Raw genomic sequence first — 12,970 nt, 5'->3', positions numbered from 1 at the left:
GTGCGTGCGAGTGTTGCGCATCGTTCAACGCTGTGTGCGAAAGAAGTCGTTTGTGAGGATCGCTGCCGCTCCATAAGCTCCCCGGCAGACCCAATGCATTGCATGGCGTCATGCAAACGAACTTCGGAGCGCCCATGCCTCATTCACTCGACGTCCACGTAGGCGGGATCGAAACCTTTCCACCAGCAGACTTCCGCTGGCCCGGAGGCGCGCGCCTGGGCATCTTCTTTCGTGTGGCGCTCGAAGGATGGTCTGATGGCACGTGGCCTTCATTCGGTCCCATGGGCAATCCGCTCCAGCCCGGGACGCCCGATCTGAATGCATTGGGGTGGGTGGAGTACGGCGCGCGGCGCGGCATCCACCGCATCCTCGACGTGTTGGAGCGCCAAGGTCTCAGCACCAGCATGCTGGTGTGCGGCGTGCTGGCCGAGCGCTATCCGGACATGCTGCGCCGAATCGCCGAGACGGGCCACGAGATCGTGGCGCATTCATGGGGCATGGACGTGATCCCCGCCTACCTGGACGAAGACGCTGAGCGCGCCAACATCGGCCGGACTACCGACGCGCTGGAACGGGCCTGCGGTGTGCGACCCATGGGATGGATCAGCCCGCGCGCCTCGCCCAGTGCGCGCACCGCGCGCCTGCTGGCCGAAGCTGGCTACGCATGGCATGGCGACACCATGAATGATGACCTGCCCTATGTGGTGCGTTTTGGCGAACGCAGCATCACGGCGTTTCCAGGCGGCATGGAGATGAACGATACGCCGCACGCCATCCGCTACGGTAACGCGCCGCGACAGATGTTGGAGCTGTTCGAGGACTGGCTCGACTACGTCGTGCATCACGAGCGTGGTGCGGTACGACTCAACCCCTCCATCCACGGGCATGTGTTCGGTCGCCTCTCCGGCATTGGTGTGTTCGAGGAATTGATACGGCGCGCCCGTGCCCTGGACGACTGTTGGATCGGCCGCCAGGGCGATGCGGTTCGCCACCTGCGCCAGGCGCTGGGCCACGCCGTGCGCTGATTTTTCAAGGAGTTTGCAGATGACCGATTTCCACTTCCCCGGCATCACGCGCCGCGGCTTCGTCGCCGGCGGCGCGGGCTTGGCCGCGCTGTCGGGTAGCCGCGCGTCCTTTGCCGCCGCCTTCCCGGATCGTCCCATCCGCCTGGTGGTGCCTTACCCCGCTGGCGGCTCGACCGACATCGTGGCGCGCCTCGTTGCAAAGCAATTGGGCGAAGCGATCAAGGGCAACGTCGTGGTCGACAACAAGGGCGGAGCTGCCGGTGCCATTGGCTCCTCCGATGTCGCGCGCTCGGCGGCCGACGGCTATACCTTGCTGGCCAACATCGTGACCTCGGCGGTGATCATGCCGATCACGCAGGGGAAGAACCTCGCGTACGACCCGGTGGCCGCCTTCCAACCCGTGGCCATGGTCTGCAAACTGCCCAACGTGCTCGTCGTCAACAACGACATTCCGGCGCGCACCCTCAAAGAGTTCGCCGCATGGGCCCGTGCCCATCCCTCGCGCGCGAGCTACGGAACGGGCGGCACTGGCAGCGTGATGCACCTGACCGGCGAACTGCTTAAGCGCGACGGGAAATTCAGCATGGTTCACGTGCCCTACCGCGGCGCGGCACCGGCCCTCCAGGACCTCATGGCCGGCAACGTGGCTGCGGTGCTGGACAACATCACCGGTGTCATGGGGGCCATTCGCGCCGGCAGCGTGCGCGCCATCGGCGTGTCGACCGAGCACCGTTCCGTCGCGCTGCCGGACGTGCCCACCTTCGCGGAGTCCGGCGTGCCCGGCTTCGCCAATGCGAGTTGGTTCGGCGTTTTCACGCGCGCCGGTACGCCTGCCGATGTGCTGTTACGCCTGGAGAAAGGTGTGCTCGACGGCTGCGCGCAGCCTGAGGCGCTCGCGAAGCTGAGAGACCTGGGCGCGGAGCCAACCCCCATGGGGGCACGCGCGATGGACCTCTTCTGGAAGTCCGAGTTCGCTTACTGGAAGCAGGCCATCACGGCGGCCGGGATCGAGCTGAATTGAAGTACAGCCAATCGTCGAAGGAGATCAACCCGTGAAATTCGCCAGTTTCGAGCACCGTGGCATCGCCACGTATGGTGTGTTCAACGAGGACCGCCTGGTCGATCTGGGCGTGCGACTACGGGAACGCGCCCCCGACCTGCGCGCGTTGATCGCGTTGGGTCTGCTGCACGAGGCCAGCAGCCTGGCGGCCTCCGTGCGTGAAACGATCGATGCGCGAGAAGTGCGGTTCCTGCCCGTGATCCCGACCCCCGAACTGATCGTCTGCGTCGGACTCAACTACGCCGACCACGTGCGCGAGACCGGGCGTGAGGTTGGTCAACCAGCACAAGCGCCGACGGTGTTCCTGCGTGCTGCTTCCTCGCAGGTGGGGCATGGGCAGGACATCCTGTTGCCACCCGAGTCAATCGCGCTCGACTTCGAAGGCGAGATCGCGCTGATAATCGGCAAAGGCGGCCGACGGATTTCGCCAGCCAACGCCTGGGATCACGTCTGCGGCTACGCCTGCTACAACGACGCCAGCGTCCGCGACTGGCAGTCCGCCACATCCCAATGGACGCCGGGGAAGAACTTCTGGCGCACCGGCGCGTTTGGCCCCTGGATGGTGACGGCCGACAACATCCGACCCGGCCAGGCGATGACGTTGATCACACGGCTCAACGGAGTGGAGATGCAGCGCTCGACCACCGACCTGCTGATCCACGACATTCCCTCGCTCATCGCCTACGTCTCGACCTTCGCGCCCCTCGCACCCGGTGACGTGATCGTCACCGGCACGCCGGGCGGTGTCGGTTTCAAGCGCGATCCGCCCATTTACTTGCGGCACGGCGACGTGGTCGAAGTCGAGGTCGATGCCATCGGCATCTTGCGCAATCGTGTGGCGGCCGAGCCTGCCGGATGAACCTTTCACTCCAGTGCCGCCCAGCACGTCTTCCCTCAAGCAACGCATCGACCCACCACGCATCGCACCATGAATTTCTTCAACACCGTCATCGCAACACTAGCGCTTGCTACCGCTGTGGGCGCATTCGCCGCCGATTCCCGCGTCCAGGATGCGTCCACGGTCAAGGACCCAGCATTCACGGCGCTCGTTTCACCCAACGCGCCGATCATCAAGGTGGCCGGGGGCTTCGGCTTCACAGAAGGCGTGACCTGGGTTCAAAAAGGAAAACAGGGCTATCTGTTATTCAGTGACATCCCGGCCAATGTGATCCATCGCTACACGCCGGATGGCAAGGTCACCGTATTTCGAGAAAAGACCGGGTACCAGAAGGCGGACGTCTGGCGTGCGGGCATGCCGTTCAACAACGGCAAGCCGCAGGACGATCCCGCCTTCGAGAAGTTCAACATGATCGGCTCCAACGGCATGGCGCTGGACCCGCAGGGGCGACTGGTGATCGCCACCTGGGCAGGTAGGACGATCGATCGCGTCGAACACAACGGCCAGCGCACCGTGCTCGCAGACCGCTATCAGGGCAAGCGATTCGGCGGACCGAACGATGTCGTAGTCCGCAAGGACGGGACGATCTACTTCACCGACACGTACGGGGGATTGCTGCAGGGGGACAAGGACCCGGCCAAGGAGATCGAGCTCAATGCCGTCTACATGCTCCGCAACGGCAGGGTGCAACGCGTCGTCGATGACATCCCGAACACCAATGGTCTGGCCTTCTCCCCCGACGGGACGTTCCTGTATGCCAACGGGTCGCGCGACCGCTTCATCCGTCGCTACGCCGTCGCCCAGGACGGTTCACTCTCCGCGTCCACGATGTTCATTGACCTGCGTGGCGAGAAGTCAAAGGGAATCACGGATGGAATGAAGGTGGACTCCAAAGGCAACCTCTGGACGACCGGTCCAGGGGGCATCTGGGCGATCTCGCCGGAAGGCAAGGCGCTTGGGGTGATCTACCTCCCTGAAGACACGACCAACCTTGTCTTCGGAGATGAGGACAGGAAGACCTTGTACGTCTCCGCAAAAACGAGCATCTACAAGGTGCGCGTGAACGTTGCAGGGTTGCCTTGATTCGGCCCGCCCATTTCCTTGCTCTTTATCTCTCTCTTTTTCGCGCACCAGCACTCCAGGATTCCATTCAATGAAACGAGACTTCTTGAAGGCAGTCGGCGCCACGGCCGCTTTGACGCTGCTCCCCTCCATGACCCGTGCGCATACATGGGCACCCACCCAGCCGATCCGGGTGATCATCCCTTACGGCGCGGGCGGCACCGCAGACATCATGGTGCGCGTGCTGGTTGAAGGCGCCCGTCAGCGCCTGGGCCAGCCTTTCGTGCTGGATAACCGCGCCGGTGCGGCCACGCAGATCGGTACCGGCGCAGTGGTCAACGCGAAACCAGATGGCCATACCTTGCTGCTGGTGTCCAACACCGTGACCATCAACCCAAGCCTGTTCGCCAAGCTACCGTACGACACACTGAAGGATCTGGAACCGATCACCTACGCCGGCGTGACGCCGCATACCCTGGTGGTCAACAACGATCTGCCCGTGCACAGCCTGAAGGAACTGATTGCGTATGCCAAAGCCCGACCAGGGCAGTTGTCTTATGGCTCGGTCGGCAACGGCACATCATTTCATCTAGGCATGGAAGAACTTAAGAAGCGCAGTGGCCTCTACATGGTGCATGTACCTTATCGTGGAATGAGCGCGGTGTTGACAGACGTCATGGGCAACAGCGTTCAGTTGGCGTTTGCCAACACGCCGAGTGCTGCGCCGCTGGTAAAGAGTGGAAAGCTGCGCGCGATCGCGGTGGCGCATCCCAAACGCGTAGCTCAACTGCCCGACGTGATGACGATCGCTGAGCAAGGCTATCCGGACTTCGCGTCCAATTCGACGTTTATTTTCTTTGCGCCGCGTGCCACGACGCCTGAGATCTTGGATCGCTTGAACGACCAGATCGTCTCCATGCTGCATGAGCCGGCGATCCGCGACACGCTGACCGAGCGAGGCATTGAGGTATTCGGCACCAATCGGGTGGAAGCGGCAAACTTCATTCGCAGCGAGATCAAGAAGTACGCTGAGCTAGTCAAGTTCTCCGGCGCAAAAGTCGACTGAGCTTCGGGCGCGGCTCGCTGAGATTCAAGTCAGCACGCCAGCATGAAGATACCAGCAACATCGCAGTCGTCGCCCGTAGTACTTAGCAGCAGGAGAACCGCGATGAAAGGTGCTTACAGTGTAAGCGTCTTCTCAGTACCCTCTGTTTTTGCTGAGGGCTGATGTGCAGGATCGGTGGTCCATGTACGCTGCGATGGTGTGCATGAAGAACCGCTAATGCACATCAATGAACGATCAAGACACCCCGAGCAAGCGCCGTCGGCGCGAGCACAGCCCGATGTTCAAGCGCGAGCTGGTCGCACGAAGCCTGGTGCCCGGCGCGTCAGTGGCCGCCGTCGCGCTGCAGGCCGGCATCAACTCGAACCTGCTGTTCGCATGGCGCCGGATGCACCTGAGCACGCAAGAGCAGCCCCAGACGCCAGCGCCGCCGCAGCCCTCGCCGATGTTGCTGCCCGTCACCATCGAAGCTGCTCCGGTTGCGCCATGCCCTTCACCCACGGCGGCGGCGCCTCGTCAGCCTGGCGGGACCATCGAGATCGATGTCGGCGGGGCGAGGGTGCGATTGCGCGGTGCAGTCGACGAAGCCAGCGTGCGCCATGTCCTGCAGACGCTCAAGGCGCTGGCGTGATCGGCCTTCCCACGAGCACCCGCGTCTGGATCGTTGCCGGCCACACCGACATGAGGAAGGGCTTCAACGGCCTGTCTGCGATGGTGCAGACGGCGCTGGCGGCCAACCCCTTCTGCGGTCACGTCTTCGTCTTCCGCGGCCGGCGCGGCGACATGCTCAAGGTGCTGTGGTTCGATGGCCAGGGATTGCTTCTGCTGGCCAAGCGCCTGGAGCGCGGCCGATTCGTCTGGCCGCAGGCGCAAGGCGGCAAGGTCTCGCTCACGCCGGCACAGCTCTCGATGCTGCTCGAAGGCATCGACTGGCGCATGCCGATGCGCACAGATCAGCCTGCGCTCGCAGCTTGAACTGGGCTCAAGAATTCGTCTTCTGAACGCGCTGGTCGCGGTCGATTCCGGGTAGGTCCGATGGCATAGTAGATGGCGTGCCGAACACCGCCAACGCACCCCACACCGTCGACTCGCTGCTGCGTGTCGTGCAGGCCCGTGACGCGGAAGTCGCCCTGCTCAAACTGCTCATGAACTCGCACCGGTCGGCAAGACACCGAAGGCGCAAGCGGCCAACAGCGAAGGCTTCGACCGCAGCCTGCCCACACACCTGCCGCGGGAGAACCATGTGTACCGGCCCGAGACATCGGATGCGCGGCGCGATGCCGCCGGCCAGGCCTGCGGCTGCAGCGCATGTGGTGGTCGGCTGCGGCAGATCGGCCAGGACGTCTCGGAACAACTGGAGTACGTGCCCTCGCGCTTCAAGGTGATCCGCCACGTGCGCCCCAAGCTCGCCTGCATGGCGTGCGAATCGATCTTCCAGGCGCCAGCGCCCAGCCGGCCCATCGCACGCGGCGTGGCCGGCCCCGGGCTGCTGGCCCACGTGCTGGTCGCCAAGTATTGCGACCACCAACCGCTGTACCGCCAGAGCCGGATCTACGCACGCGAGGGCGTCCTGATCGAGCGCTCCACGATGGCTGGCTGGGTCGGCCAGAGCGAGAAGCTCTTGCACCCACTGGTCGCAGCGCTCGGGCGCTACGTGCTGGCGGGCTCCAAGCTCCACGCCGACGACACGCCAGTGGCGGTGCTCTCGCCCGGGCGGGGCAAGACCAAGACCGGGCGGCTCTGGGTCTACGTGCGTGACGATCGGTCATCTGCGAGTGCAGACGCGCCCGCGGCGTGGTTGCGTTACTCGCCCGACCGCAAGGGTGAACATCCTCAGGCGCACCTGAAGAACTTCAAGGGCGTGTTGCAGGCCGATGCGTATGCCGGCTTCGCCAAGCTCTATGCAAACGGCAACGTCATCGAGGCTTCGTGCTGGGCGCATGCGCGCAGACCATTCTGGGATCTGCACGAGAGCCAGGGGCGGGCGCAGGGCTCGGTTGCAGAACAGGCCCTTCGGCGCATCGGTGCGCTGTATGCGATCGAATCCGACATCCGCGGCCGCCCACCGGATGAGCGCTGCCGGGAGCGGCAGGCGCGAGCCGGGCCGTTGCTCGAGGAACTGTTCGCCTGGTTGCGAGGGATGCTCGGGCAGGTGTGTGCCAAGTCGGAACTCGCACGCGCCATCGGCTACACGCTCACACGGCTCCGGTCGTTGACGCGCTACCGTGACGACGGTCGCATCGAGATCGACAACAACGCCGCCGAGCGCGCGCTGCGCGGCGTGAGCCTGGGCCGCAAGAACTTCATGTTCATGGGCTCGGACGCTGGGGGCGAGCGCGCCGCGGCCATCTACAGCCTGGTGGAGACGGCCAAGCTGAACGGGCTCGACCCCGAGGCTTACCTGCGCGATGTGCTCGGGCGCATTGCGGACCATCCGATCAATCGCATCGACGAGTTGCTGCCGTGGAACATCGGCCGACACGCCGAAGACCAACGACAAGCAGCTTGAGCATGGCGAGCAAGGTCCAACGGATCAAGGCACCAGCGGCGATCCTGCAACTGCACATTGAATTGCGCGGCACCAAGCCCAAGGTCTGGCGCCGCGTCCTGGTGCCAGAGACGATCACCCTGGCCAAGCTGCATCTTGTGGTCCAGGCTGCCTTCGGCTGGGGCCACTCGCATCTGCACGAGTTCATCGCTGGCGACGGCGAGCGCTATGGCACGCCAGACCCGATGCACGACGAGCCTGGCTCGATCACCAGCGAAAGCACGCGACTGACCACTGCCCTGAACCGGTCGACGCTGAGCTACGTCTACGACTTCGGGGACTACTGGGACCACCGCATCAAGGTCGAGAAGAAGATCGCACCGATGCCGCAGTTCGTGCTCCCGTTCTGTGCCGGCGGTGCCTGTGCAACGCCGCCGGAGGATTGCGGAGGCGCACCGGGCTATGCGGAGTTCGTGCGGGCCATGGCGAACCCTGACGATCCCGAGCACGACAACCTGGTCGAATGGATCGGTGCCGATACCTGGGACCCGTTGGCCTTCGACAGCATCGAGATCAACGACCGGCTCGCCGCGATCAAGGTCTGAGCGACGATGTCTCGGACGAACTACATCAAGGCCCTGATCGAGGACGGCGGCGACATCACGATCGGTGCGCTGCCACCGCACGAGTGCGTCGCCACGGCCGCCGATGGCAGCAACTGCCTGGCCATGCTCGTGCGTCGCGACGGTGAGAGCCTCAACGTCCTGCTCAAACGCTTGAACAAGGCCATCGGCCTGGCTTGGTCAAACGACACGTTCGTTGACGAGGTCAACGACGGCGAGAGCGACCTGCTGTAGTTCTTCCGTCGATCCCGCGTCAAGAGGGGGGCTGAGACGGCGCCTACCACCATCGCAGCGTACATGGACCACCGATCCTGCACATCAGCCCTCAGCAAAAACAGAGGGTACTGAGAAGACGCTTACCTTACAGTCTGCCTTGAGTTAGGCTAAACATTCAAGAGTAGAAATTCGGTCATGGCATCCTCAAGCGTTAGCAATTCTGTCTGATGTCCTACCACCGTCGATTGAGCGGGATAAAAATGGTCATTCTCAAGTATTTTTAGATGAATCACCTTAGGCAGTCTCTGTGCGAAGTGAGAGACCAGCACTGGCATTTGCTCCGAGATGTGGGGCAGGTCACGTTCGGCGCTCGCAAGGAACAGCGGACCTGCATCTCGGAAAGACGGGATGTGGTGCATTAGGTCCAAAGTGTGAACGTAGGGTGAAAGCGCAATGACTGCAGCCGCGTCAAATCCCTCGGCGAACACTGCATTCAGGACATTTCGGGCTCCGGCGGACCAGCCCCACAATGCGATTCGCCGTGGATCCACGCGCCATTGCGCGGCGTGGTCCCGAACAAAAGTCGCAGCCGCATGCGTGTCATCTGCGCCTGCCTCAACGCCGTTCGCCAGCATCTCGGGGGTGGCGGGATCAAGCCCCATCGATATGCGAGCCGCATTCATCCGTTGAGCTCCAACGTTTCCCTGATGGGTCAGAACGATTGTCGGACCGGGATCAGGATCTTCCGGTATTAGGCGATAGTCAATGCAAAACGTCACAAACCCGAGTTCAGCCCACCGCTCTGCATAGTGCGTGACCGAGCTGTTGTGGCTAGCGCCTTGACTGAACGAGTCTCCCTCCTTTGAGCCTCGATGAAACGCACCACCGAATACGAGCACCACAGCTGCGCGACTGGACGTCTCTTCATCGCCCACCGGCTCATACACGTCAAGCTTCATGTCACGCAACGAGGGGTGAGCCGATCGGTGACCAATACCGTGCTTGGCATAAACAACGTCGCGCGTGATCCGCAGCGGATACCGGCGCCTGCCTACTCGTTTGTCAGATCGCATCATTCGACTTTCATTCTCGCTTCGCGGGCAATCAACGTCCAAGACTGGACATAGCTGTCGAAGCGCTGGCGCCATTGGTCCGAACTCAAGGCTGGCTCTACCGCGACGGAGCCGCTTCCAGCCAGCCATTCCCTCATCGCCAGAGAAGCCATGGTGGTATTGACCGATGAATTAACTTTCGAGGCGATGTCCTTAGGAAGACCCGCAGGACCAAACAACCCCACCCAGCCCACTGCGCTGAATGGAACACCTGCCTCCGCGGTAGTTTGAACTTCCGGGAGAACAGAGAGACGCGTGGGACTGGCTACACCCAAAGCCTTGAGGCGACCTGCCTTGATCAGCGACAGTGCGGCAACCGGATCAATGATGGCCACGTCCAATTGACCGGAGACTACGTCAGGCACCGCGGCGACCCCGCTCTTGTACGGCACGTGTGTCAACTGGACCCCAGCAACCCGCTTGAAGCTTTCGCCCACGAGGTGAGACGTAGAACCGCTGCCGAAGCTTCCGTACATCAGCCTATCGGGCTCTTTTTTTGCCGCGCTCACGAGATCCTGGAGGCCATGAAGAGGAGATTCGGGACGGGTCACGAATATCATGGGTGTCAACGCAAGTTGCGCAATCGGAGTGAAGTCGTGCGTCGGGTCGAATCGCAGCCCGTTGTAGATGGTGGGTGCAATCGCCAGTCCTCCTACTGCGATGGTAAGCGTGTATCCGTCGGGCTTCTGGCGAGCCACGTGGTCGTAGGCGATGGTCCCTCCGGCGCCCACCTTGTTGTCAATGACGACCGGCTGACCGAAATCGCTGCTCAGCTGACTTCCTACTTTTCGCCCTAACATGTCTGCAGCAGTTCCTGGTGCCGCTGGAATGATGAGTGTTATAGGCCGGTTCGGCCATGCCTGCGCCCCGGCCGCGGTGCAGGCGGTAAACACGACGACCGAGGTTATGAGAGTTTTGATGTTCATGATGCATGCGGATGGTGACTGACTGATGGATGTTGCTTTTTGTCGATGAGCTATCGCTTTGATCACAGGACAACTTCCGACGAACCGCTCGTGCTGGTATGTCGAAGATGGGCAACAGCACCAATTTCCACAAGAAACTCTGGCCTCACCAGATCTGCCCTAATGCAATAGCGCGCTGGTGGGGCGGCGTCGAAATACTCGGCATAGGTTTCGTTCATCGCTTGGTAGTCGGCCAAGTCCTTCAGAAAGATCATGCTGTAGGTGATGTCGCTCATGCTGCCGCCGGCAGCGTCGACAACAGCACGTATCGCCTCGAGAACGTGACGTGTTTGTACTCGGATGTCCCCGACGCCGACACTTTGTCCCGCTGTGTCAATTGCCAACATCCCCGATACGTACAGAACACCGTTGGCGACTACGCCAGGCGTGTACGGAGCCAAAGGAGGAGGTGAGTTCTTTGGCACAACAATGGTTTTCGACATGGCAATCCTTTCGTGTTTGACGAACTTTATCGACGCAACGTGTGCTTCGAGAATCAAAATTCATGCTCATGGGTGTTGCTAAAATTCGCACACCGTGTCCATCGCCTGCAAACTTCAAGGGTGCTTTGATGCTGCCTGACACCAGTCTTCTATATTTCCATGAAGTCGCCAAAACGGGATCAGTCCGGCAGGCGGCTGAACAGTTGCACATCTCGGCGTCGGCCATCAGTCGCATGATCAAGAAGGTCGAGCATCGATTCCGTGCGACTCTTTTCGAGCGCCGAGCAGACGGCATGGCATTGACTCCAGCAGGACACCTGCTTGCACGTCAACTCAGCGGCGTGGTGGCGCAGATCAAGGATGCTGAGATGAAGATCTCGGAACTGCAAGGCCTACGTCGCGGCGAAGTCACGCTGCATTGCATTGACGCCGCTGTACAGGAGATTGCCCCCCGATTTCTTGCGGAATTCCATCGTCGCCATCCCGACATCACTTTTGCCGTTCGGTCCGGCAGCACTGAGGAAATCGTCGAGTCTCTTCGAGGCTACGCATCCGATATCGGTATCACTTACAACATGGGGCGCGAGGAAAGCATCGACATCTTGCAGGCCTACAGATACAAGCTGTACGCCTTGGTTGCACCCGCCCATCCTCTTGCAAGAAAGCGCAAGACATCTCTGCGAGAAATCGCATCACATCGCGTGGCAATGCCTGAACCGTCGTTCGGCATTCGGAAAGTACTGGACCGTGCTCTGCAGGCGCGTAACATCAATTTGCGCATGCTTTTGACGACCAACTCGCTAGGGCTCGCCCGAGGAATGGCCTGCGAAGGCGCTGCAGTCACTTTGTCATCACGCTTCGCCTCCCGCGCCGAACTGGCAAGCAAGAGATTGGTGGCAATTCCGCTGGTCGACAGTGACTCACTGATCGGCACCATGTCCGTGTGTAAGAGAGCGGACCGAGAGCTTTCAGCAAGTGCGACGGAAATGCTTCAGCACATCGCCAGATCCTGTCCCAAGTCGGATGCGTAGGTTGATGGCATGAGGCAGTGTGTCAAGGCGCTTCAAAAACGAGATCGACGCTGGCACGGTTCCCACCACGCTTGCCTGACAAGCTTTCCATGAGAAGCTGAACAGCCGGAGCCGAGCGGCCGGTGCCCGAACAGACCAGTCCAAACTTCCGATAAACAGGGGGTGCGAGTTGCATCACACGCATGCCTCGTTGTTCAGTCGGTAGCGCCGAATCGGGTATCAACGTAACGCCGAGCCCCTCCTTGACCAGCATGCAGGCGCTGTTCCAGTCCCGAACAGTGACACGAATGTCGGACAGTGCAAGGCCGGCTTGCTCCACCAAGCTTTGCCCATTCACTCTGCAGCCGCCGGTGGCAAGGATGAAGGGCTCCCCCGCCAATTCGCCAAGGGTGATGCCTTGCGTGCTGGAACGTCGTGCCAGCGGATGGTTGTTTGGCAACGCCGCCACCCAGGCATCTTGCCCGAGGATGGTTGCGGAACGCTCCGCCTCGGGGTTCAGTACGACACCCAAATCAACAGTACCGTCTGCGAGCCAACCCTCGACCTCTTCGTCGGTCCCTTCAAGGGCAACCAGTTCGATGCGTGGATGACGTCGCTGGAATTCCCTGAGCAAGGGAGGCAGAACCGTCGAGATGACCGACGGAAAGCTCGCCAGACGTATGCGTTTCAAGTCCAAGCCCTTGCTCTCGTCCGACAGCGCCCGGATCGCTTCAAAACGAAAAAGCATGGCGCGGGCGTGATCGATGACCTGCTCGCCCAACGCGGTAAGGCCGATGCGGCGTCGTTCGCGTGTGAACACTTGAATGCCCAGTGCTGCTTCAACATGGGCAATGGCTTGGCTTGCCCCGGACTGGGTGATGCCCACACGCTCCGCAGCGCGGGAAATATTGGCGGCGTCAGCCACGGCCACGAGCAGACGCCAGTGCAGGAGGTTCATCATCTTTTTCAGTAGAAAACGTAATACATCGAAGATTAGATATTAAT

Annotated in this window: 14 protein-coding genes and 1 pseudogene; 11 read left to right on the top strand and 4 right to left on the bottom strand. The window is 61.5% G+C overall.

Annotated features, from left to right (window positions below; all coding sequences use genetic code 11):
- Positions 1-110 precede the first annotated feature (110 nt).
- The 10 genes and pseudogenes from M5C96_RS09605 (at position 111) to M5C96_RS09560 (ending at position 8,453) form a co-directional block, all read left to right on the top strand.
- Entirely contained in the window at positions 111-1,025 is a 915-nt protein-coding gene (locus M5C96_RS09605; protein WP_272568768.1) for a polysaccharide deacetylase family protein, read from the top strand.
- Positions 1,026-1,044: 19 nt separating this feature from the next.
- The gene (locus tag M5C96_RS09600) at positions 1,045-2,046 is read left to right on the top strand and encodes a Bug family tripartite tricarboxylate transporter substrate binding protein (protein ID WP_272568766.1); all 1,002 of its coding nucleotides are present in this window, start codon (positions 1,045-1,047) and stop codon (positions 2,044-2,046) included.
- A 31-nt stretch (positions 2,047-2,077) separates the two neighbouring features.
- Positions 2,078-2,944: a fumarylacetoacetate hydrolase family protein gene (locus M5C96_RS09595; RefSeq protein ID WP_272568765.1), complete on the top strand. Its 867-nt coding sequence runs from the start codon at positions 2,078-2,080 to the stop codon at positions 2,942-2,944.
- Positions 2,945-3,013: 69 nt separating this feature from the next.
- Positions 3,014-4,066: an SMP-30/gluconolactonase/LRE family protein gene (locus M5C96_RS09590; RefSeq protein ID WP_272568763.1), complete on the top strand. Its 1,053-nt coding sequence runs from the start codon at positions 3,014-3,016 to the stop codon at positions 4,064-4,066.
- Positions 4,067-4,136: 70 nt separating this feature from the next.
- Positions 4,137-5,111, top strand: a complete 975-nt coding sequence (locus M5C96_RS09585) for a Bug family tripartite tricarboxylate transporter substrate binding protein (protein WP_272568762.1) — start codon at positions 4,137-4,139, stop codon at positions 5,109-5,111.
- Positions 5,112-5,337: 226 nt separating this feature from the next.
- Complete coding sequence (gene tnpA / locus M5C96_RS09580; protein ID WP_272563682.1) at positions 5,338-5,739, top strand: IS66-like element accessory protein TnpA; 402 nt, start codon at positions 5,338-5,340, stop codon at positions 5,737-5,739.
- A complete protein-coding gene (gene tnpB, locus M5C96_RS09575; RefSeq protein ID WP_272563683.1) occupies positions 5,736-6,083 on the top strand; it encodes an IS66 family insertion sequence element accessory protein TnpB in 348 nt (115 codons plus the stop codon). The genes tnpA and tnpB overlap by 4 nt, the downstream gene beginning before the upstream one ends.
- A 148-nt stretch (positions 6,084-6,231) precedes the next feature.
- Positions 6,232-7,617 (top strand): annotated as a pseudogene (gene tnpC / locus M5C96_RS09570) (IS66 family transposase); the annotation flags it as partial.
- 2 nt (positions 7,618-7,619) lie between these two features.
- Positions 7,620-8,201 (top strand): plasmid pRiA4b ORF-3 family protein, encoded by a 582-nt coding sequence (locus tag M5C96_RS09565; RefSeq protein ID WP_272563684.1) that lies wholly within the window; start codon positions 7,620-7,622, stop codon positions 8,199-8,201.
- 6 nt (positions 8,202-8,207) lie between these two features.
- Entirely contained in the window at positions 8,208-8,453 is a 246-nt protein-coding gene (locus M5C96_RS09560; RefSeq protein ID WP_272563685.1) for a hypothetical protein, read from the top strand.
- Between the two features lie 149 nt (positions 8,454-8,602).
- Here the strand turns inward: M5C96_RS09560 and M5C96_RS09555 are convergent, their stop codons facing one another.
- The 3 genes from M5C96_RS09555 to rutC all read right to left on the bottom strand — a co-directional run bounded on the left by M5C96_RS09555 (position 8,603) and on the right by rutC (position 10,955).
- Positions 8,603-9,394, bottom strand: coding sequence for an alpha/beta hydrolase (locus tag M5C96_RS09555; RefSeq protein ID WP_272568760.1), 792 nt, complete (start codon positions 9,392-9,394; stop codon positions 8,603-8,605).
- 113 nt (positions 9,395-9,507) lie between these two features.
- Positions 9,508-10,473: a Bug family tripartite tricarboxylate transporter substrate binding protein gene (locus tag M5C96_RS09550; protein ID WP_272568759.1), complete on the bottom strand. Its 966-nt coding sequence runs from the start codon at positions 10,471-10,473 to the stop codon at positions 9,508-9,510.
- A gap of 62 nt (positions 10,474-10,535) precedes the next feature.
- Positions 10,536-10,955: a pyrimidine utilization protein C gene (gene rutC, locus M5C96_RS09545; protein WP_272568758.1), complete on the bottom strand. Its 420-nt coding sequence runs from the start codon at positions 10,953-10,955 to the stop codon at positions 10,536-10,538.
- 128 nt (positions 10,956-11,083) lie between these two features.
- On the opposite strand from rutC, the gene M5C96_RS09540 reads away from it, so the two are divergent.
- Complete coding sequence (locus M5C96_RS09540) at positions 11,084-11,986, top strand: LysR family transcriptional regulator (RefSeq protein WP_272568757.1); 903 nt, start codon at positions 11,084-11,086, stop codon at positions 11,984-11,986.
- A 22-nt stretch (positions 11,987-12,008) separates the two neighbouring features.
- Here the strand turns inward: M5C96_RS09540 and M5C96_RS09535 are convergent, their stop codons facing one another.
- Positions 12,009-12,923 (bottom strand): LysR family transcriptional regulator, encoded by a 915-nt coding sequence (locus tag M5C96_RS09535; protein WP_336297889.1) that lies wholly within the window; start codon positions 12,921-12,923, stop codon positions 12,009-12,011.
- Between the last annotated feature and the right edge of the window lie 47 nt (positions 12,924-12,970).

Origin of the sequence: Acidovorax sp. GBBC 1281 (genome assembly GCF_028473645.1) — a bacterium.
In the GTDB taxonomy this organism is placed as follows: Bacteria; Pseudomonadota; Gammaproteobacteria; order Burkholderiales; family Burkholderiaceae_C; genus Paracidovorax.
The sequence above is the reverse complement of the archived record's forward strand: the minus strand, read 5'-3'. Positions and strand labels throughout refer to the sequence as shown.